Origin of the sequence: Mesorhizobium sp. M1169 (genome assembly GCF_040318345.1) — a bacterium.
In the GTDB taxonomy this organism is placed as follows: Bacteria; Pseudomonadota; Alphaproteobacteria; order Rhizobiales; family Rhizobiaceae; genus Mesorhizobium.
Genome location: NZ_JAMYME010000021.1, coordinates 85,275 through 104,510 on the forward strand (window position 1 = coordinate 85,275; position 19,236 = coordinate 104,510).

At 63.5% G+C, this 19,236-nt stretch carries 19 protein-coding genes and 1 pseudogene; 13 read left to right on the top strand and 7 right to left on the bottom strand.

The window, feature by feature from the left end; all coding sequences use genetic code 11:
- Position 1: 1 nt before the first annotated feature.
- The 6 genes from phnL (at position 2) to phnE (NKH41_RS20500) (ending at position 5,991) form a co-directional block, all read left to right on the top strand.
- Entirely contained in the window at positions 2 to 709 is a 708-nt protein-coding gene (gene phnL / locus NKH41_RS20475) for a phosphonate C-P lyase system protein PhnL (RefSeq protein ID WP_352685856.1), read from the top strand.
- On the top strand, positions 706 to 1,323 hold the full coding sequence (locus NKH41_RS20480; RefSeq protein ID WP_352474087.1) for a DapH/DapD/GlmU-related protein: 618 nt from the start codon (positions 706 to 708) through the stop codon (positions 1,321 to 1,323). The genes phnL and NKH41_RS20480 overlap by 4 nt, the downstream gene beginning before the upstream one ends.
- 269 nt (positions 1,324 to 1,592) lie before the next feature.
- Positions 1,593 to 2,441, top strand: a complete 849-nt coding sequence (gene phnC / locus NKH41_RS20485; protein ID WP_352644070.1) for a phosphonate ABC transporter ATP-binding protein — start codon at positions 1,593 to 1,595, stop codon at positions 2,439 to 2,441.
- Positions 2,442 to 2,531: 90 nt separating this feature from the next.
- Positions 2,532 to 3,440, top strand: coding sequence for a phosphonate ABC transporter substrate-binding protein (gene phnD / locus NKH41_RS20490; RefSeq protein ID WP_352474085.1), 909 nt, complete (start codon positions 2,532 to 2,534; stop codon positions 3,438 to 3,440).
- 159 nt (positions 3,441 to 3,599) lie between these two features.
- Positions 3,600 to 4,556 carry a phosphonate ABC transporter, permease protein PhnE gene (gene phnE / locus NKH41_RS20495; RefSeq protein WP_352766978.1) on the top strand — a complete coding sequence of 319 codons (957 nt, stop codon included), beginning with the start codon at positions 3,600 to 3,602 and terminating at the stop codon, positions 4,554 to 4,556.
- 67 nt (positions 4,557 to 4,623) lie between these two features.
- Positions 4,624 to 5,991, top strand: coding sequence for a phosphonate ABC transporter, permease protein PhnE (gene phnE / locus NKH41_RS20500; protein ID WP_352766976.1), 1,368 nt, complete (start codon positions 4,624 to 4,626; stop codon positions 5,989 to 5,991).
- Between the two features lie 24 nt (positions 5,992 to 6,015).
- Here the strand turns inward: phnE (NKH41_RS20500) and NKH41_RS20505 are convergent, their stop codons facing one another.
- From NKH41_RS20505 to NKH41_RS20515, 3 genes are all read right to left on the bottom strand, one after another.
- Positions 6,016 to 6,867, bottom strand: a complete 852-nt coding sequence (locus NKH41_RS20505; protein ID WP_352766974.1) for a sugar phosphate isomerase/epimerase family protein — start codon at positions 6,865 to 6,867, stop codon at positions 6,016 to 6,018.
- Between the two features lie 227 nt (positions 6,868 to 7,094).
- Positions 7,095 to 8,282: a Gfo/Idh/MocA family protein gene (locus tag NKH41_RS20510; RefSeq protein ID WP_352766973.1), complete on the bottom strand. Its 1,188-nt coding sequence runs from the start codon at positions 8,280 to 8,282 to the stop codon at positions 7,095 to 7,097.
- Positions 8,283 to 8,438: 156 nt separating this feature from the next.
- On the bottom strand, positions 8,439 to 9,494 hold the full coding sequence (locus NKH41_RS20515) for a sugar phosphate isomerase/epimerase family protein (RefSeq protein WP_352766971.1): 1,056 nt from the start codon (positions 9,492 to 9,494) through the stop codon (positions 8,439 to 8,441).
- Between the two features lie 392 nt (positions 9,495 to 9,886).
- On the opposite strand from NKH41_RS20515, the gene NKH41_RS20520 reads away from it, so the two are divergent.
- From NKH41_RS20520 to NKH41_RS20540, 5 genes are read left to right on the top strand one after another with little or no spacing between them, the layout of a single operon-like run.
- A complete protein-coding gene (locus tag NKH41_RS20520) occupies positions 9,887 to 10,774 on the top strand; it encodes a sugar phosphate isomerase/epimerase family protein (protein WP_352448392.1) in 888 nt (295 codons plus the stop codon).
- 55 nt (positions 10,775 to 10,829) lie between these two features.
- A complete protein-coding gene (locus NKH41_RS20525; RefSeq protein WP_023675189.1) occupies positions 10,830 to 11,999 on the top strand; it encodes a mandelate racemase/muconate lactonizing enzyme family protein in 1,170 nt (389 codons plus the stop codon).
- A gap of 1 nt (position 12,000) precedes the next feature.
- The gene (locus NKH41_RS20530; RefSeq protein ID WP_292661187.1) at positions 12,001 to 12,717 is read left to right on the top strand and encodes a FadR/GntR family transcriptional regulator; all 717 of its coding nucleotides are present in this window, start codon (positions 12,001 to 12,003) and stop codon (positions 12,715 to 12,717) included.
- Position 12,718: 1 nt separating this feature from the next.
- The gene (locus NKH41_RS20535; protein WP_352448395.1) at positions 12,719 to 13,699 is read left to right on the top strand and encodes a hydroxyacid dehydrogenase; all 981 of its coding nucleotides are present in this window, start codon (positions 12,719 to 12,721) and stop codon (positions 13,697 to 13,699) included.
- 42 nt (positions 13,700 to 13,741) lie between these two features.
- Positions 13,742 to 14,125 carry a hypothetical protein gene (locus NKH41_RS20540; RefSeq protein WP_352613141.1) on the top strand — a complete coding sequence of 128 codons (384 nt, stop codon included), beginning with the start codon at positions 13,742 to 13,744 and terminating at the stop codon, positions 14,123 to 14,125.
- Positions 14,126 to 14,139: 14 nt separating this feature from the next.
- On the opposite strand, the gene NKH41_RS20545 is transcribed toward NKH41_RS20540, so the two are convergent.
- Positions 14,140 to 15,435 (bottom strand): amidase, encoded by a 1,296-nt coding sequence (locus NKH41_RS20545; RefSeq protein WP_352613143.1) that lies wholly within the window; start codon positions 15,433 to 15,435, stop codon positions 14,140 to 14,142.
- A 120-nt stretch (positions 15,436 to 15,555) separates the two neighbouring features.
- On the opposite strand from NKH41_RS20545, the gene NKH41_RS20550 reads away from it, so the two are divergent.
- Entirely contained in the window at positions 15,556 to 15,903 is a 348-nt protein-coding gene (locus NKH41_RS20550) for a GFA family protein (RefSeq protein WP_023675184.1), read from the top strand.
- Here the strand turns inward: NKH41_RS20550 and NKH41_RS20555 are convergent.
- A complete protein-coding gene (locus tag NKH41_RS20555; protein ID WP_352448398.1) occupies positions 15,900 to 17,123 on the bottom strand; it encodes an MFS transporter in 1,224 nt (407 codons plus the stop codon). The genes NKH41_RS20550 and NKH41_RS20555 overlap by 4 nt on opposite strands.
- Before the next feature lie 91 nt (positions 17,124 to 17,214).
- On the opposite strand from NKH41_RS20555, the gene NKH41_RS20560 reads away from it, so the two are divergent.
- Positions 17,215 to 18,195: an AraC family transcriptional regulator gene (locus NKH41_RS20560; protein WP_352474069.1), complete on the top strand. Its 981-nt coding sequence runs from the start codon at positions 17,215 to 17,217 to the stop codon at positions 18,193 to 18,195.
- Positions 18,196 to 18,207: 12 nt separating this feature from the next.
- Here the strand turns inward: NKH41_RS20560 and NKH41_RS20565 are convergent, their stop codons facing one another.
- Both NKH41_RS20565 and NKH41_RS20570 read right to left on the bottom strand, forming a co-directional pair.
- The gene (locus tag NKH41_RS20565; protein WP_352474067.1) at positions 18,208 to 18,489 is read right to left on the bottom strand and encodes a hypothetical protein; all 282 of its coding nucleotides are present in this window, start codon (positions 18,487 to 18,489) and stop codon (positions 18,208 to 18,210) included.
- Between the two features lie 246 nt (positions 18,490 to 18,735).
- Positions 18,736 to 19,011 (bottom strand): annotated as a pseudogene (locus NKH41_RS20570) (TOBE domain-containing protein); the annotation flags it as partial.
- Positions 19,012 to 19,236 lie beyond the last annotated feature (225 nt).

Genomic DNA, 19,236 nt, shown 5'->3' on the forward strand with positions numbered 1-19,236 from the left:
GATGGCAACCCCGCTCGTTGTCTCCGATGTCGCGAAGAGCTTCACCATGCATCTGCGCGACGGCATCAAACTGCCGGTGGTCGCCGGTGTCTCGTTCGCGATCAGGGCCGGCGAATGCGCCGTGCTCGGCGGCCCGTCCGGCGCCGGCAAGAGCTCGATCCTGAAGATGCTTTACGGCAATTATGCCGCCGACGAAGGCCAGATCATCGTCCAGCACGAGGGCGGGCTGATCGATCTCGCAACCGCCAGCCCGCGCACCGTGCTTGCCGTGCGCCGGCTTACCATCGGCTATGTCAGCCAGTTCCTGCGCACCGTGCCGCGTGTCTCTGCGCTCGATGTCGTGGCCGAACCGCTGGTCGAGCGCGGCGAGGAGCGCGAGGTCGCGCACGGCAAGGCACGCGCCTTGCTGGCGCAGCTCAACCTGCCGGAGAAGCTCTGGGCGCTGCCGCCGGCGACGTTCTCCGGCGGTGAACAGCAGCGCGTCAACATCGCGCGCGGCTTCATCACCGAGCACCCGATCCTGCTGCTCGACGAGCCGACCGCTTCGCTCGACGCCAGGAACCGCGACGTGGTGATTTCCCTGATCGCCACCAAGAAGGCGGCGGGCGTCGCTTTGCTCGGCATCTTCCACGATCACGACGTGCGTGAGGCGGTGGCCGACCGTATCATCGACGTGACCGCCTTCGCCGCCGGAAAAATTGCCGCATGACCAGGAAACTGTCGGAGGCGCCGCTGATCCACGAGACGGCGGAAGTCGAGAACTCGACGCTTGGCCGCTGGACCGAGATCGCCGAGCGCTGCCGGGTTTCCGAAAGCACGCTCGGCGACTATTCCTACATGATGCAGGACTGCGGCGTCTGGTGCGCAACGATCGGCAAATTCGCCAACATCGCCGCAAGCGTGCGCATCAACGCTACCAACCATCCGACCTGGCGGCCGACGCTGCACCATTTCACCTATCGCGCCTCGGATTATTGGGACGACGCCGAGCACGAGAGCGAATTCTTCGCCAAGCGCCGCGCCAAACGCGTCACCATCGGCCACGACACCTGGCTCGGCCACGGCTCGACCATCCTGCCCGGCGTCACCGTCGGCGATGGCGCTGCGGTCGGTGCCGGCGCGGTGGTGTCGAAGGACGTCGCGCCCTACACCGTCGTCGCCGGCGTGCCGGCCAAGCCGATCCGCGAACGCTTCGACCGCCGCACCGCGGAGCGCTACCAGGCGCTCGCCTGGTGGGACTGGGACCATGCAAGGCTGCGCGCCGCGCTCGACGATTTTCGGGAATTGTCGGCGGAGGCGTTTCTGGAGAAATATGGCGGCTGAGGGTCGTGAATGGTGAATGGTGAATGTGAATGGGGGCAGCGGACAGGTTTCGAGGCTCAGGGAAGCCTCTCTTGCCACCATTCACCATTCACCATTCACCATTCACTATTCACCATTCACCATTCGAGCTTCTCGCGCCGAGTTGATCCCGCCCCGCTCCAGGCTGTGGGCAGTAACAAAACTGACATCGTTCCGACACCGCAGGTTCATGCGGCTGCGCTAGCCAGGGTAAACAGACCTTCAATTGCGATTGGACTGGAGCCTGCACCATGTCAGCTACGCTCGAAATCCGCGGCGTCACCCGCCGGTTCGGCAAGAACACCGCCGTCAGCAATGTTCACATCGCGATTCCGCAAGGCCAGATGGTCGGCATCATTGGCCGCTCCGGCGCCGGCAAATCGACGCTGCTGCGCATGATCAACCGCCTCATCGATCCCAGCCAGGGATCCATCCTGTTCGACGGCGTCGAGGTCTCCGGGTTGCGCGGCTCGCCGCTCCGGCGATGGCAGCGCGACTGCGCCATGATCTTCCAGCAGTTCAATCTCGTGCCGCGCCTCGATGTGCTGACCAATGTGCTGCTCGGCCGGCTCAACCACCGCTCGACGCTGTCCAACCTATTTGGCATGTTCTCCCGCGGTGAATGCGCCGAGGCGGTTGCAGCCCTCGAGCGCCTCGACATCGCCCGCACCGCCCTGCAGCCGGCCGGCACGCTTTCCGGCGGCCAGCAGCAGCGCGTTGCGATTGCGCGCGCCATGATGCAGCAGCCGAAGGTGTTGCTGGCGGATGAGCCGATTGCCTCGCTCGATCCGCTCAACGCCAAGGTGGTGATGGATTCGCTGCAGGATATCAATTTGCGCGAGGGCATCACCGTCATCACAAATCTGCATACGCTGGATACGGCCCGCACCTACTGCAACCGCATCATCGGCATGGCCGCCGGCAAGGTCGTCTTCGACGGCCCGCCTGAAGCCCTCAACCGCGAGGCCGTGCGCATGGTCTACGGCGCCGACAGCAATGGCGGCGAAATCTCCGAGGCCATCACCTCCACCAGTGTCGCCATCAAACAGAAAATCGCTGCATCCGCCGGACCGCTCGAGCCCGCATTCCCGGGATATTGAGAACGGCCCGATCGCCCGCCCGCGTCAAAGGCACCTGTCAAAAAATTCGAACGCTACCGGCGCGAGGCCGGGACCAACAGGAGAGAGATAATGTTCAGGAAGATGGTTTTTGGCGCCGTTTCATTGCTCGCCATCGCGGCAAGCGCCGCTCACGCCCAGGATATCAAGGAATTCCGCATCGGCATCCTTGGCGGTGAAAACGAAGCGGACCGGCTGCGCAACTTTCAGTGCCTCGCCGATCACCTGAAGTCCGAATTCGGCTTCGAGAAGGTCTCGCTGTTCCCGGCCGCCGACTATGACGGCGTTATCCAGGGCCTGCTCGGCGGCACGCTCGATTTCGCAGAGCTTGGCGCGTCGGGCTATGCCAGCGTCTACCTCAAGGATCCGAACGCCGTGACCCCGATCCTCACCACCCAGCAGACCGACGGCGCGACCGGCTATTATTCGATCGGCCTTGCGCTGAAGTCGTCCGGCATCACCGACATCAAGTCGGCCAAGGGCAAGAAGCTCGGCTATGCCGACCCGGATTCGACCTCCGGCTACCTGATCCCGCTGACCCAGATCCCGAAGGACACCGGCGCTTCGAACGAAACCTTCTTCGCCTCGACCCAGTTCAATGGCGGCCACGAGAACAACCTTCTCGCGGTTCGCGACGGCAAGGTCGATGTTGCGGTTGACGACTCCTCGGGCATCGGCGACTTCAAGAACGGCTACACCTCCGGCACCTTCCACAAGGAAGTCGCCAAGGGCGCCGTGGACCCCAACGATTTCGTTGAAGTCTGGCGCTCCGGCTTGATCCCGAACGGCCCGCTGGTCGTGCGCACCGCACTCGGCGGCGACATGAGCGCCAAGCTCGCCAACTTCTTCACCGGCCTGCCGGCCAAGGACAAGCCTTGCTTCGAGGCCATCGAAGGCGGCGATTTCACCGGCTATGTTCCGGTGAAGCCGGACTTCTACAGCGTCATCGTCGAAGCCCGCAAAGCCGCGATCGGCGGCTGACGACAATTTCGAAAAGGACGGTGTCCATTAGAGCGACGTGCGTCCACTTGGACGCACAAAGTACGCTCTAACACTTAGATGCCGCATCGTGCTTTCCGAAAGTCGACTTTCGGGCCGATGCGGTCGCCGCCCTTTTTGTGTGTCCGCTCGTGACCCCGTATGACCTTCGCCGCTACAATTCGTTCAGACGCGGTCCGGCAGGCAGCAGACGCCTGGCGACGCCAGACGTCCTTGCGACGGTTCTACACGGCGCTCGGCATCGGCTCACTGCTTGTCGCCATGTGCACAGCCATGTGGTTCGCCGACGAGGCCAATGCCGGACATTTCTTCGATCGGCTGCCGCACATACTGGATTTCCTTAGTTGGCTTGTTCCCAAGGACTGGAACGACGTCTGGCGGGCGCTGTTCGACATCGCATCGCCGCATGACAAGGGCAGCCAAGAGTTCAACTTCCCGCTTGGCCGCGTCTATCTCTGGGGCGGCTTTTATCTACCCGAATATTTCGAGCTGATGCTCACCACGCTTAACGTGGCGCTGGTTTCCACTTTCATCGGCTTTGTCTTTGCGGTGCCCTTTTCCTTCATCGCCGCGCGCAACTTGACGCCGAGTCCGGTGCTCAGGCTCGTCGTCAAGCGCTTCATGGAACTGCTTCGCGCCTTCCCCGAGATCGTCATTGCCGGCCTGTTCGCAGCTATCCTCTCGACTGGCCCGGTCGCAGCCATTGTCGCCATCGGCCTGCATTCCATCGGCGCCCTCGGCAAGCTCTTCTACGAGATCAACGAAAACATCGACATGCGCGCCGAAGAAGGCCTGCGCGCGGTCGGCGCCAACTGGTTCGAGCGCGTGCGCTTTGCCGGCCTGCCGCAAGTGCTGCCCAATTTCATGTCCTACACGCTGCTCAGGATCGAGATCAATGTGCGTATCTCGACCATCATCGGCGCGGTCGGCGGTGGCGGCATCGGCGAGGAACTGAAGCTCTCCATCTCGCGCGGCTTCGGCGCCAAGACGCTGGCATTGGTGCTGCTGCTGTTCACGACGATCTTCCTCGTCGACCAGTTTTCCGCCTGGCTTCGTCGCAAGCTCGTCGGCGAGCAGGCATTCATGATGGGTGCCTGACCATGATCCCAAAAAGTGGATTCCGGTTTTTGGAAAAGATCATGGCAAATCAACAAGAAGACTGCCCATGGCCGCATTGACCGCCGATGAAATGCGGTCGATCGAGGAGCGCTTTCCCCAAGTGTTCCGGCGGCCCTTGTACAAACGCTTCGGCCCGCTGGTCCTGTTCACCGGCATCCTGCTCTATCTCCTCTACGCCTTGTGGTTCTTCAGCCTGCCGCAAGTGCTGAGGGAATCGCACTGGGAGCGCCTGCCGCTCTTCCTGACGCAATGGATCAGCTACGATCTGCAGCCGGAATTCCGTCTCGACCAGCCTCGCATCACACCCAGATACCCGCGTTTTTCGGCGCTCGGCGAAGACCCGCATCCCGATTGGGTCATCACCAACGCCAACGGCTCCTACACCGTCCTGATCGACGGCCGGGCCAAATCGGTCACCTTCGACAAGGCCGAAGCGACGCTTGTCGCCAATGGCCAGGCGGTGCCGATGTCGTTGACCAGCGGCAAACCGGTAATATCCGGCCCGGTGCCGGAGTGGATCACCGCGCATGACGATGAGATCGTCGCCAGGATGGGCTTTGCCGGCGAGGTCCGCATAACCGTCGATCGCGTCAAGATCCGCAAACGCTTCCTCGGCTGGGCGAATTTCGTCTTCGACACACGCTCGCCCTTCTTCGGCAAGTCGCCCGGCGAGGTGGTCTCGTTGCTGATGTCCGGACCCCAGCTCAAGCCGGGCACATCAAACATTGCGCTGGCCGCCGACAATATCTGGAACAACGCCCAATGGCAGCATGGCGACGTCTGGACGAAGCTGTTCCAGACCATCGTCATGGCGTTTCTCGGCACCTTGCTCGGCGGCATCGTTGCCTTCCCGCTCGCCTTCTTCGCCGCCCGCAACATCACCCCGAGCGGCCTGCTTAGCCAGGTGCTAAAGCGGTTCTTCGATTTCATGCGTTCGGTCGACATGCTGATCTGGGCGCTGTTCTTCACCCGCGCCTTCGGCCCGGGCCCGCTTGCCGGCAGCGCCGCGATTTTCTTCACCGAGATCGGCACGCTCGGCAAAGTCTATTCGGAGGGCCTCGAAAACATCGACGACAAGCCACGCGAGGGCATCCAGTCGACCGGCGCCAACGGCTTGCTGGTGCAGCGCTATGGCGTGCTGCCGGAAGTGATCCCGGTCTTCATCAGCCAGACACTCTATCAGTGGGAATCCAACACCAGGGGCGCGACGATCATCGGCGCCGTCGGTGCCGGTGGCATCGGCCTGAAGCTCTGGGAGGCGATGCGCACCAATTCCAACTGGGCCAATGTCTTCTATATGGTGCTCTTGGTCCTGCTCGTCGTTTTCATCTTCGACAACATTTCCAATTTCCTGCGCCGCCGCTTGAGCAGGACGATCCACGACTACAACCGGATCCAGGCCGGCCAGGGCTGACAGAGGCGTTGCGCAGGCGTGCGGTTAGGGCGCCTTCCTCCATCCATTCCTGATATGCCTGTAGCCGTCGCGGTAGACGGCTTCCGGGCCTTCGGAAAAGTCGCGCCACACCTTGGTGGCCGCGGCCAGATCCTTCAGCGAGCGGCCGAACGCCTCGATCGTCAGCCAATCGTCATAACCGCTCTTGCGGATGGCAGAGAACGTCTCTTTCCAAGGGACGTGGCCGCGGCCCGGCACGCCGCGATCGTTCTCCGAAATGTGGATATGGACGATGTTCTTGCGGTTGCGCGTATAGGCCCCGATCGGGTCAGCCTCTTCGATGTTGGCATGGAACGTGTCGTACATCGCCTTGATGTGCGGCCGGTCGATCGTGTCGATATGCGCCGACAAATCGTCCATCGTGTTGAGCAGATAGCATTCGAAGCGGTTGAGCGCCTCCAGCCCGATGGTGACACCCTTGTTGCCGGCATGGTCACCGATGACGCGCTGCGAAGCGACCGAACGTTTTTTCTCGGCCGCCGTCGGCCCGCTGCCGGAGAAGACCCCGAGTGTCGAATGGAGCGGGCCGCTCAACGTGTTCGCGCCAAGCGCCTGAGCGCAGTCGATCGTCGATTTCATGTAGTCGATACCGGCCTTGCGCGTCGAGGCATCCGGCGAGATCAAATTCATCGCCGGATCGCCCATCGCCGAGACGGCGGTACGTTGCAGCCCGATGCGGTCGAGCAACTCACCGAGCTTCTTGTAGTCGTCCGGCGTGCCGGAGAAGACCGGTATCTCGACGCCGTCGAAGCCGGTCGCCTTGATATCCCTCAACAACGGCTCGTGTTTTTTCGTGACACTGGTCGTCCACAACAACATGCACATGCCGATTTTCATCGACGCCCCTCCCCTTTTTACGGCCGGGCTTGCTCCTCCGGCGACTTCGCCACAAGCCCCCACATCCGGCCGCTTCGCGGCCACCTTCTCCCCGCCGGGGAAAAGAGGTGAACGCCAGCGCCAACGATCTCCTCTCCCCACGAGGACAGGTCGGATTGCCCCGAATTGCCTTGCAATTCGGGTGGCAATCCGGGTGACGGGGACTTCCCATTAACCGGGCGCAGCGATTAAAGCTTCGTCCACGCTCCGTTCTTCTTCGACGACTTCACGCAGGCCTCGATGAAGGCCATGCCCTCGACGCCGTCCTGCACGGTCGGGAAGACGACATCCTTGGCCGGCTTCCCGCCCTTCCGGCGCGCTGCACGAATAGCCCGCGCGGCTTCCTGATAGATGTTGGCGAAACCTTCGAGATAGCCTTCCGGATGCCCTGGCGGAACGCGGCTGACGCGCCCGGCGACGGGGAGCGCGCCGGCGCCATTACGGGTAATCAACTGCTTCGGCTGGCCGAACGGCGTGTACCAGAGATAGTTCGGGTCGGCCTGCACCCATTCGAGGCCGCCCTTCGAGCCGTAGATGCGCAATTTCAACCCGTTCTCGTGGCCGGGCGCCACCTGGCTTGCCCAGATCATTCCCTTGGCCGGGTGCGACCCGCCGACCGGCTTGAAGCGCAGCAGCACATTGATGTTGTCGTCGAGCAGCCTCCCCGGCACGAAGGCATCGAGATCGGCCGACAACGAATCGAGCTCCAGCCCGGAGACGAAACGGGCAAGGTTGTAGGCGTGCGTGCCGATATCGCCCAGCGCACCGCCGGCACCGGCCTGCTTGGGGTCTGAGCGCCACGCAGCCTGCTTCTGGCCGGTGGCGGCCAGATCTTCGGTCAGCCAGTCCTGCGGATATTCCGACTGCATGATGCGGATATCGCCGAGCTGTCCTTTGGCCACCATCTCGCGTGCCTGCCGCACCATCGGATAGGCGGTGTAGTTATGCGTCAGCACAAACACCTTGCCGGTCTTTTCGACCAGAGCCGCAAGCTTCTTTGCCTCGGCCAGCGTCGTCGCCAGCGGCTTGTCGCAGATGACGTGGATGCCGGCCTCGAGAAAAGCCTTGGCGGCCGGCACGTGCACATTGTTCGGCGTGACGATGGCCACCACCTCGATGCCATCCGGCCGCTTGGCCTCGGCCTTGGCCATCTCGGCATAGGAGCCGTAGCTGCGTGCCGGATCGAGCCCAAGCTCGGCCGCCGAGGCCTTGGCGCGCTCCGGATTCGACGACAAGGCGCCGGCAACCAGCACGAACTCGTTATCAATGCGCGCCGCGATGCGGTGCACCGCGCCGATAAAGGCGCCTTGTCCGCCGCCAACCATGCCGTAGCGGATCGGACCGCCTCCCGTTTCCGTCTTCGATGCGCCAACCATGATTTTCTCCCTCGTCACTGAAATATCCCTCCCTTGAGGGGAAGGTGGCCCGCAGGGCCGGGTGGGGTTGGTTCATGCCGAGCTCTACGCCCGGCGACCCCACCCCGATCCGCTGCGTGGATCGACCCTCCCTTCGAGGGGGGAGGGATATCTGTGCTAGATCCCCATCATGCCGCGCAGCACCTTTTTATCGGTCGTGCCGCCGGCGAAGTCGTCGAATGCTTTTTCCGTCACCCTGATGATGTGGTGCTGGATGAAGGGAGCGCCTTCGGCCGCACCATCCTCCGGGTGCTTGAGGCAGCATTCCCATTCCAGCACCGCCCATGAATCGTAATTGTATTGGGTGAGCTTGGAGAAGATGCCGCTGAAATCCACCTGCCCGTCACCGAGCGAGCGGAAACGCCCGGCACGGTTGGTCCAGCTCTGGTAACCGGAATAGACACCTTGCCGCCCGGTCGGATTGAACTCGGCATCCTTGACGTGGAACGCCTTGATCCGCTCGTGGTAGATGTCGATGAATTCGAGATAGTCGAGCTGCTGCAGCAGGAAGTGCGACGGGTCGTAGTTGATGTTGCAGCGCTTATGGCCGCCGACCGCATCGAGGAACATCTCGAATGTCGCGCCGTCGAACACGTCCTCGCCTGGATGGATTTCGTAGCCGACATCGACGCCGTTCTCGTCATAAACGTCGAGGATCGGCTTCCAGCGCTTGCCGAGTTCGGCAAACGCTTCCTCGATCAATCCCGCCGGCCGCTGCGGCCAGGGGTAGAGGTATGGGAAGGCCAACGCGCCGCAAAACGACACCGACGCCTTGAGCCCGAGATTCTTCGACGCCTTGGCGGCGAACTTCATCTGTTCGACCGCCCATTGCTGCCTGGCTTTTGGATTGTTGTGCACCGCAGCCGGCGCGAAGCCGTCGAACTGCGCGTCATAGGCGGGATGCACCGCCACCAGTTGCCCCTGCAGATGCGTCGACAGTTCGGTGATCTCGACGCCGGCATCGGCGCAGATGCCCTTCACCTCGTCGCAATAGGCCTTGGAGGAGGCTGCCTTCTCGAGATCGAACAATCGGGCGTCCCATGTCGGGATCTGCACGCCCTTGTAGCCCAGACCAGCCGCCCATTTGGTGATCGAGGCCAGCGAATTGAACGGCGCGGCGTCGCCCGCAAACTGCGCCAGGAACAGACCAGGCCCCTTCATCGTCGTCGGCATCGGCATCTCCCTATGTTTCACGACCAAGCATAGCGCCGATTGAAAACAGGGCCAGCGTCTTTGGTCTCTTTGCACAGCGCGCTCAGCGCCGCTATTCTGGTATTACCAAATGCCGAAATCTGGTCAAGCCATTTGACGCGCTGCCGCGGTCCTGCAACCATGCCGAGTTAGGCCACATGTTTAAGTATAATCAATAGCATAGACAGGAGCCAACGCTTGATGGCAGCACTTCTTGCCGTCCAGATGAAATTACTGTAGACCTCCCATCAGGCCCAATTGGTCGAACCAGTTTGCAAAAAATGCTGGGACGCCTTGGGGAAGAATCATGCGGCACGCTTCGGCAGAGTGCGCCGCAGGCGAACTGGTACAGGCGATTCTGGGAAGGATAGACCATGCATCTTTCGACGCACAATTGGATGCGGGCGGAGCCGCTGGAAACGACGCTCAAGCGCATCAAGAAATTCGGCTACGAGTCGATCGAGATTTCCGGCGAACCCGATCAGTACAAGCCCAAGGAGACGCGCGCACTGTTGAACGAGTACGGCATTCGCTGCTGGGGAGCGGTGACGCTGATGCTGGGCGAGCGCAATCTCGCCGCCAAGGACCAGGGCCAACGCGAGCGCTCGGTGCAGTATGTCAAGGACGTGCTGACCATGGTCAGCGAACTTGATGGCGAGATCATCACGCTGGTTCCGGCCACCGTCGGCAAGGTGGTGCCGGACGGCACCGAGGAAGAGGAGTGGAAATGGGTGGTCGACGCCACCCGGGAATGCTTCACCCACGCCAAGAAGGTCGGCGTCAAGATCGCGGTCGAGCCGCTCAACCGCTTCGAGACCTATCTGTTCAACCGCGGCGCCCAGGCACTGGCGCTGGCCGATGCGGTCAGCCCCGAATGCGGCGTCTGCCTCGACGCCTACCACATCCACATGGAAGAATTTAACGTCTACGACGCCATCCGGCAGGTCGGCAAGCGCCTGTACGACTTCCATGTCGCCGACAACAACCGCTTCGCCGCCGGCCTCGGGCAGATCGACTGGCCGAAGATCGTCGGCACGCTGAAGGAGATCGGCTATGACGGCGCGCTGACCAATGAATTCGTCGCCCCCGTCGACCGCACGCCGGCTGCCCCCTATCCCGACATGGTCGAACGCAACCCCGTCGACATCTCGCCGGAGCAGCTGAAATTCATTCAGGACCACGGCTCCAGCGTGCTCACGGAGAAATTCTACACCGACCAGATGCGCATCAACGCGGAAACGCTGCTGCCGCTGATCAAGTAGCCGAGCCGTTTGGAAAGAGCCCTTCCGCCTCACCGCGGCCGGGCCGAGGATGAACATGCGCATCAAGACGGTCCAAGCCTGGTGGGTCCGCATACCGATCGAAGCCGCGAAGCAGCACCGCAGCGACTTCGGTCAGGTGGCGACGTTCGACGCCGCCATCCTGCGCATCGAAACCGACGACGGGCTGGTCGGCTGGGGCGAAGGCAAGAATGCCGCCGGCAGCGCCGGCAGTTACGGCGCCCTTGTCCATTTGCTGAACTACGAGGTCGGCCCGCAGCTGGTCGGCCGCGACCCGGCTGACATCGGCGTCATCTGGGAGATGCTCTATAATGGCACGCGCCACGACAGCGCCGCTCGCGCCGGCCACGCCATGCCGCAATTGGCGCGACGCGGCATGAGCATCGCCGCTATCAGCGCCGTCGACATCGCATTGTGGGACATTCTTGGCAAATCGCTCGGCGTTCCGGTCTGGCGGCTGCTCGGCGGCCGCAAGCTGGACCGCATGCCGGCCTATGCTTCCGGCGGCTGGGCTACTGCGGAAGCCATCGGCGACCAGCTGCAGTCCTACATCACCAAGGGCGGTTTCAAGGCGCTGAAGATGCGCGTCGGCGCCATGGACGGCGCCCCACATATCTCGGCCGCTCGCGTCCGTGCCGCCAGACAGGCGCTCGGTCCCGATATCGACCTGATGGTCGACGCGCACGGCACCTACACGGTGGCCGAAGCCAAGCGCTTTATCCATCTCGCCGGCGACCTCGATCTCGCCTGGTTCGAGGAGCCGGTGATCGCCGACGACAAGCCCGGCATGGCCGAGGTGCGCGCCTGCGGTTCGATCCCGATCGCCACCGGCGAAAGTGAGGCGACGCGCTATGCCTTCCGCGACCTCGCCGTGCTCAAATCCGCCGATATATTCCAGCCGGATCCGGCCTTTTGCGGTGGCATCAGCGAGGCGATGAAGATCGGCACCATCGCCAGCGCCTTCAATCTGCGCTTTGCGCCGCATCTTTGGGCCGGCGCGCCCTGCTTCTTTGCCGGGCTGCATGTCTGCGCTGCTTCACCGGCGAGCTTCACCGTCGAATATTCGCTCGGCGCCAACCCGATGATCCACGATCTGATCGAAGAGACTGTCGAAGCAAAGGACGGTATGGTAGCGATCCCTGATAGACCCGGGCTGGGATTCACCATTTCGGAGCGGTTCCTGGAGGCGCACGCGCAACACGGCTGACATGAAAGAAAAGAACCTTCTCGCGGAACTCGCCGCCTATCTGTTCTCCCATTCGGACAAGGAGACGGGCCGCACGCCGTCGGAGCGCGAACTGGCAGAGCATTTCAGCGTCAGCCGCGGCCAGATCCGCGAGGCGCTGGCCATTCTCGAGGCCATGCGCATCGTCGAGCGACGGGCGAAATCCGGGATCTACATCGATACGAAGCAGGCGAGCGTCGAGGCGATGGCGCTGTTCGCCCGCGCCGGCCTGCCGCTCGATCCCGTCCAGATCTACGAGACGGTCGAGTTGCGCAAGATCCACGAGATCAAGGCCGCCGAACTTGCCTGTTCACGCGCCACCGAGGAGAATTTCGAGCGGCTGCGCGAGATCCTGAAGGCCTCCGAGGATCGCATCGCCGCCGGTGAAGGGCTTGCCCGGGAAGACCGCGAGTTCCACCTCGAGATCGTGCGGGCGACCAAGAACAGCGTCTTCCACAATATCTGCAGCGTCTACTACATGATGGGTGAACTGCGCCTGCCGATCTATTTCAACGATCCCGAACGCAGCGTGCGCTCCCATGCCGAGCATATCCAGATCTACGAGGCGCTGCTGCGCCGCGACGGCAATCTCGCCCAGGCGCTGATGAGCGCCCACCTGCAAGGCGCGGAAAGCTACTGGAAGGGGCTGATCGAGGGGCGTGGGGCGGAACCGGAAAGCCCTGCGCTCGAAAAGGCCTGAAATGCCCAAGATCCTGTCAACACACAGACTGCACCCTCGTGCCGCTTCCATGCTGACTGGGGCCGGCGAACTCGTCGTTGCTTCCGCCCTCGATGCGGCCACGCTGGCCGCCGAGGCAAGGAACGCCGATGTCATCATCGTTCGCGCTCCCTTGCCTGCGGCGCTTTTCGAAGGCGCGAAGAAGCTCAGGGCCGCGATCCGCCACGGCGCCGGGCTGGACATGGTACCGATGGAAGCGGCCAATGCGGCCGGCGTGCTGGTGGCGAATGTGCCGGGGGTGAACGCGCGATCTGTCGCCGAATATGTGATGTTCGCGGCGCTGGCGCTGCTTAGGCGCTTCCGTGTGTTGGACCGCGACTTGCGTGCGAAGGGCTGGCTGGCGGGCCGCGAACACACGGTGGTAGCCAGCGAGCTAGCGGGCAAGACGATCGGCATTGTCGGCCTCGGCGCGATCGGTCAGGCGGTTGGCCACATCGCCGCCCATGGGTTCGATCTGAATGTGGTGGCGACGACGCGCAGCATGCGGCCGGCGCCGGACAGGGTCGGCTTCCTGTCGATCGATGCACTCATCGAGCAGAGCGACATCATCGTTCTGTGCTGCCCGCTGACGCCCGAAACACGGGGGCTGATCAGCCGCGAGCGCATTGAGCGGATGAAGCCGGATGCGCTGCTGATCAATGTTTCGCGCGGGCCGGTGATCGATGACGACGCGCTGATCGAGGCCTTGCAGAAGGGCCGCATCGGCGGCGCTGCGCTCGATGTTTTTGCTACACAACCGCTACCGCCCAACCATCCTTATTTCGGCTTCGACAACGTCATCGTCACCCCGCACATGGCTGGGATTACCGAGCAGTCGATGATGCGCATGGGCGTCGGCGCGGCTGGCGAAGCCTTGCTGGTGCTGGCCAACAGATTGCCGGTCAATCTGCGCAACCCCGAAGTGGTCGAGCACTACCGGCGGCGGTTCCCTGCCGATTTCTGAAAGCGCCCCAATTTTCCCGAATTCGCCGGCGATGGTGCCGGCATGGCAAGCGTCACAAAATTCCTGCTGACCGCCGGCTTCTGCGTGGCGACGGCGCAACCCTTCGCCAACGAACAGGGCAGCTACGTGTTCTGCGACAACGGCATACGCTGCCTGGCGGCGCCCTGTCCATCGAACAGCGCACTCGACCTTGCTGCTGGGAAGCTCATCAAAGGCGTTTCAATCGACATCGATCGCCTGCCGCAACAAGACAAGGCGCTCGATCTTTCAGACAAGCTCTATGCCGGCAAGGTCGTTGTTGTCGGCTCGATCGAGAACCGTACCCGGACCTTCAACGGCAAGCGGTACACCCTGCCTTGGCTGGTCGCCACCAGCATCGAACGCGCCGCCAAGGACAGCGAACGCGGCCACTGCTCGTCGCGCTGACACGCGCTGTGCGATCAATTTGCAAGCAGCCCCTCCACGCCGGCTGCGATGCGCAGCAGGTGGTGGTCATGGCCATTGCGCGCCACCAGCATCAGCCCGGCCGGACGCGTCATTCCCGGCATCGGCAGCGAGATGGCTGATAGATCGAACTGGTTGGCGACCTGCGTGTTGCGCAGCAGAAGGCCTTCCATCCTGTTGCACAGCGCCTCGTCGCTGGTCATCGACACGATCGTCGGCGCCGTCCCCGGTGTGGTCGGCAGGGCCAGCACGTCGACCGACGCCAGCCGGTCATCCATCGCGGCGGCCAGCGCCGTGCGGCGGCGCATTGCCCTGATATAGACCGTGGCCGGAATGGCGGCGGCGCGCGACAATGGCCCGCTTACCCGCGGATCGACCGGCCTCGTCGCTCCCGCCGCCAGCCAGTCGGCATGGATCTCCGCCCCTTCCATCGCCGCGATAGACGCGCGTTGGGTTGCCACGCGCAGATCGGCAAGCAGGTCGTCGATCGACAGCTCCACAAGCCGTGCGCCGCTAAGCTCCATCTTGCGCAGACACCGGTCGAACGTCGTCGCGACCTCTTCGTGCGTATCATCGAACAGCACGCCGCGCGCAATACCGATGCGCAGGCCGTCCAGCGGCAGCGGCAACAGTGCCGCCAGGTTTTCGCCCGACATCACTGCATCGGCCGCCGCACATTCGGCGACGGTGCGGGCCAGCGGACCGATCGAGTCCAGCGTGGCTGACAGCGGAAACGCACCCGCAAGCGGCACGCGCCGCGCAGTCGGCTTGAAACCGACGACGCCATTCAGCGATGCCGGAATGCGCACCGAACCACCGGTATCGGAACCGATGGAGATTTCGCTGGTGCCTTCGCCCACCGAAACGCCGGCGCCTGAGGAGGAGCCGCCCGGAATACGGCTGGCATCGCTAGCATTGCCGGGCGTGCCATAATGTGGATTGACGCCGATCGCAGTAAAGGCGAACTCGGTCATGTTGGTCTTGCCGAGGATGATTGCACCGGCCTGGCGCAACTTTTGCACGACAATGGCATCCCGCAGCGCCGGCGCTGCGTTGGCGAGCAGCAGAGAGCCCGCCGTGGTCGGCTCGCCGGCGACATCGAACAGATCCTTGATCGAGACGATCGCCCCATCGAGCGGCCCGAGCGTGACGCCGGCTTTTCGCCGCGCATCGGTGGCGTCCGCCGCCGCCCGGGCGGCTTCCGGGTAGAGCTTTACGAAAACCCTCTCATCGTCGACGCGAGCGGCAAGAGACGAAAGAATTGCTTCGAGGTGATCGCGGGCTGATTGCATTTTTCGGTGTCGGACTCCGCGCGCTTGCAACGTCTTAAGGTAGCAGCCAGAAACTGGCCGCAGGAGACATAGCCCGGCACGGTCGGATTTGCACCTGTCGAACCGAAGGAGGAAGGCGCGATGCTCTACCAAGGCAGCTGCCACTGCGGCAAGGTCGCGTTCGAGGTCGAAGGCGAGCTGACCGGAGCCGTTCGGTGCAATTGCTCGATCTGCTCGCGCAAGGGTGCACTGCTATGGGCAGTTCCGCATGAGAGCATGCGGGTGCTTGCCTGGGGCGATGATCTCGGCCGCTACAGCTTCGGCAACCATGTCATCGCCCACCGCTTCTGCCGCAGCTGCGGCATTCACCCCTTCGCCGAGGATGTCGGCGAAGGGAGCGGGCGAAGTGCCTATATCAATATTAATTGCATCGAGGCGTTGGACGTCGCCGCCGTGCCGGTCTTCGACTTCGACGGCCGTTCCGTTTAGGCCTTGGGGTCGTCGATCGGCTTGGGGCCAAGGAAGAACGCCGCCAGTGCCGCAAGCAACGTCGCCGCCGCGCAATAGGCGAAGGCGGTGGCAACGCCGGTATTGTCGACAAGCAGGCCGCCGAAGACGGCGCCCAACGCAATGGCGACCTGGAACGTCATAACCATGAGCCCACCGGCGCTTTCCGCCTGATCGGGGGCGGCCCGCACCAGCCAGGTCTGCAGCCCGACTGGGACGGCGCCGAAGGCAAAGCCCCAGCTGGCCACTGCTATTGCAGCCACGACGGGTGAACCTCCGACCACCAGCAGCAGGAGCGCCGAAAACGCGATCAGCAGGGGCGCCAGGCTGACGGCTGCCTTGAGGCTGCGTTCGGCAATGAAGCCGCCGGCAAAATTGCCGAAGAAGCCACCAATGCCGTAGGCGAGCAGCACAAGCGAGATCGTCTCGATGTCCAGCGCGGGCACCTTCTCGAGAAACGGGCGGACATAGGTGAAGCCGGCAAAATGTCCCGAGGCGACCAGTAGTACCACCAGCAGTGCCACCCTGATCATCGGCCGCTTCATCACCTCCAGCAGCGTGCGAAAACCTGCCGTACCTGCAGGCGGCAGCTTCGGAATGGTAGCCACCTGCACCAGCAGCGCCAGCGCTCCGACCACGGCGGCGATCATGAACGCCGTCCGCCAGCCCCAGATGTCGCCGACATAGGCGCCGACCGGAGCCGCGCAGACCGTCGCCACCGAAACGCCGGTGAGAATGATCGACATGGCGCGCGGCATCAGCCGCATCGGAACGAGCCGCATCGCCATGGCTGCCGACATCGACCAGAAGCCGCCAAGACTGATCCCGAGCATGATGCGGGCAATCAGAAGAACGGGAAGCGAGGACGCAAACGCCGCCACCAGGTTTGACAGCACAAGCAGCACCGTCAGCGCCCACATGACCAACCTGCGGTCCAGCCGCTTGGTGACAATGGCCATGGTCGGCGCCGCAATCGCGCCGATGACGGCGGTTGCCGTTACCGCCTGCCCGGCGGCGCCTTCGGTGATGCCGAGATCCTGCGCAAGCGGCGTCAGCAGGCTGGCAGGCAGAAATTCCGCGGTCACCAGGCCGAAGACTCCGAGCGCCAGGGAGACCACTGCCCCCCATGCGGGCTCGGATCGTTCGCCGGTTTCCGATGGGTCGAGAACGGCGTCCATGACGCCTGTCGCGGGTTCGGTCATGAGGGATCTCCGATCTGGTTGCAGCGCAGCATCTGGCTGCAGTGCAACATAGGGAGTGACTGTCTGGAGTTTCCATGCTAGAAACACCATTATGCTTGACCGTTCGTCCAAAATCCCCGTCACCGGTGATCCGCTGACAGACATATTGCGCGGATTGCGCCTCGAAGGCGTCGATTACGGCCGTTGCGAGATGAAGGAACCCTGGGGCATCCATTTTCCGGCTCAGGCGGCGGCACGGTTTCATTTCATCGGCCGCAAAGGCTGCTGGTTGCTGCAGCCGTCCGGCGAATGGGTGGAACTGAAGGCTGGCGACGCGGTATTGTTGCCGCGCGGCTCAGCCCACACGCTGGCGAGCGAGCCGGGTACCGAGGCGGCGCCGATCCACGGCTATGAGGTCGAGGAAATCTGCAAGGGTGTCTATTGCATGTCGAATGACGGCATGCCCGGCTGCCGTCCGGGGACCTTGCTGTTTTTCGGCAGCATGTATTTCAATCTCGATGGCTTGCACCCCTTGCTCGGCATGATGCCGGACGTGATGCGCGCACATGAGTTGGAGGCCTATGAGCCAGGTATCCCGCATTTGCTGGAAGCGATGGCCCGCGAGGTGACGATGGAGCGCGTCGGCTCCGGCGGCATCCTGGCGCGGCTGGCCGATGTGCTCGCCGCGACCGTCATCCGCTCATGGGTCGAGCGCGGCTGCGGCGACTCTTCCGGTTGGATTGCGGCGGTCAGGGACCGCGAGATCGGCCGGGTGCTGGCCGCGATCCATCTGGAACCGAACCGCGACTGGACGGTGGAAGCTCTGGCGAAGATGATGGGTGCCTCGCGATCAGGTTTCGCCGAGCGCTTCGCAACCATTGTCGGCGAAACACCGGCAAAGTACGTCACGCAGGTGCGGATGCACCAGGCGAGGCAATGGCTGGTCCGCGACCGGCTCAAGATTTCCGTCGTCGCGGCTCGTCTCGGCTACGAATCCGACGCCTCCTTCAGCCGCGCCTTCAAACGGGTCATCGGATCGCCGCCTAGCCATTTCCGGGCCGAGGAACAGGCTGATATCCGCCAGGCCGGCTAAACGTTGGCCGGGTTATTGCTCGGTGATGCAGGCCGAGCCGGCGCTGCTCTTGCAATATTTGCCGGAAGCCCCGCACCTGCCATCCGAGACTTCCACGACGGTGCCGCTCAACAACAGCTTGCAGTCGCTGGTGGACAGATTGACCGTGCCGTTGAGATCCTTGATCTTCTTGGCGTCGACCTTCGCGCCGGCGACAACTTTCTTGGCTGCCTGCGCCTCGCCCAGATGCGCCGCCGACAATCCCATACCGGCGACGAGTAGGATCGTCGCAAAACCGCGAAATAGAGTTCCCATAGCCAACCCTCCGTTTTGGGCCTCCAAATTGGGCTTGCAAAGCCCGTTTGGGACCAAAGGATCAGCCTATTCGACAAATCGGAGCATCCGCATCCCCCGTATGGGGGATGACGGGAAGACTCGAGCATTTAGCAGCCAAGGGAATCACTCGACGTCGCACAAATGCGGCTAAAACACATGGTTTAGAGCGGTATGCACGGCTCGATTTGAACGCATCCGTCCTAGCTGCAGCAAAGAGGCTTGTACTTAGCCGGCGTGACGCAGGCTTATTCCGCTGCCCTTGTCGAACAGCACCACCTTGTCCGGGTTCCAGGCAAAGCGCACCGGCTGCTCTATCTGCACGTCGGTCCTGGCCGGCACGGTGGCGCGCAGCATGGTGTCGCCGACCCGCAGCGTCAGGATCTTTTCGACGCCATGGTTCTCGACATCGTGGACCCGCGCCTCGACCGGCGCGCCGGTCTCGAGATAGACGTCTTCAGGGCGAATTCCGAAGACGAGCGGGCGACCGTCGGTCGCCGCGCCCGTCTTTTGCGGGCGGGGGGGCGGGGGGGGGCGGGGGGGGGGGGGGGGGGGGGGGGGGGGGGGGGGGGGGGGGGGGGGGGGGGGTCGGGGGGGGGGGGGGGGGGGGGGGGGGGGGGGGGGGGGGGGGGGGCGGGGGGGGCGGGGGGGGGGGGGGGGGGGGGGGGGGGGGGGGGGGGGGGGGGGGGGGGGGGGGGGGGGGTGGGGGGGGGGGGGGGGGGGGGGGGG

Excerpts from the sequence above, each read along its gene's own strand:
- NKH41_RS20555 (WP_352448398.1), bottom strand. The coding sequence starts at position 17,123 with ATGACCGAACCCGCGACAGGCGTCATGGACGCCGTTCTCGACCCATCG.
- NKH41_RS20480 (WP_352474087.1), top strand. The coding sequence starts at position 706 with ATGACCAGGAAACTGTCGGAGGCGCCGCTGATCCACGAGACGGCGGAA.
- phnC (WP_352644070.1), top strand. The coding sequence starts at position 1,593 with ATGTCAGCTACGCTCGAAATCCGCGGCGTCACCCGCCGGTTCGGCAAG.
- NKH41_RS20550 (WP_023675184.1), top strand. The coding sequence starts at position 15,556 with ATGCTCTACCAAGGCAGCTGCCACTGCGGCAAGGTCGCGTTCGAGGTC.
- NKH41_RS20505 (WP_352766974.1), bottom strand. The coding sequence starts at position 6,867 with ATGAAAATCGGCATGTGCATGTTGTTGTGGACGACCAGTGTCACGAAA.
- NKH41_RS20560 (WP_352474069.1), top strand. The coding sequence starts at position 17,215 with ATGCTTGACCGTTCGTCCAAAATCCCCGTCACCGGTGATCCGCTGACA.
- phnE (WP_352766976.1), top strand. The coding sequence starts at position 4,624 with ATGGCCGCATTGACCGCCGATGAAATGCGGTCGATCGAGGAGCGCTTT.
- NKH41_RS20520 (WP_352448392.1), top strand. The coding sequence starts at position 9,887 with ATGCATCTTTCGACGCACAATTGGATGCGGGCGGAGCCGCTGGAAACG.
- NKH41_RS20530 (WP_292661187.1), top strand. The coding sequence starts at position 12,001 with ATGAAAGAAAAGAACCTTCTCGCGGAACTCGCCGCCTATCTGTTCTCC.
- NKH41_RS20545 (WP_352613143.1), bottom strand. The coding sequence starts at position 15,435 with ATGCAATCAGCCCGCGATCACCTCGAAGCAATTCTTTCGTCTCTTGCC.
- phnL (WP_352685856.1), top strand. The coding sequence starts at position 2 with ATGGCAACCCCGCTCGTTGTCTCCGATGTCGCGAAGAGCTTCACCATG.
- NKH41_RS20535 (WP_352448395.1), top strand. The coding sequence starts at position 12,719 with ATGCCCAAGATCCTGTCAACACACAGACTGCACCCTCGTGCCGCTTCC.
- NKH41_RS20540 (WP_352613141.1), top strand. The coding sequence starts at position 13,742 with ATGGCAAGCGTCACAAAATTCCTGCTGACCGCCGGCTTCTGCGTGGCG.
- NKH41_RS20525 (WP_023675189.1), top strand. The coding sequence starts at position 10,830 with ATGCGCATCAAGACGGTCCAAGCCTGGTGGGTCCGCATACCGATCGAA.
- NKH41_RS20510 (WP_352766973.1), bottom strand. The coding sequence starts at position 8,282 with ATGGTTGGCGCATCGAAGACGGAAACGGGAGGCGGTCCGATCCGCTAC.
- phnE (WP_352766978.1), top strand. The coding sequence starts at position 3,600 with ATGACCTTCGCCGCTACAATTCGTTCAGACGCGGTCCGGCAGGCAGCA.
- phnD (WP_352474085.1), top strand. The coding sequence starts at position 2,532 with ATGTTCAGGAAGATGGTTTTTGGCGCCGTTTCATTGCTCGCCATCGCG.
- NKH41_RS20515 (WP_352766971.1), bottom strand. The coding sequence starts at position 9,494 with ATGCCGACGACGATGAAGGGGCCTGGTCTGTTCCTGGCGCAGTTTGCG.
- NKH41_RS20565 (WP_352474067.1), bottom strand. The coding sequence starts at position 18,489 with ATGGGAACTCTATTTCGCGGTTTTGCGACGATCCTACTCGTCGCCGGT.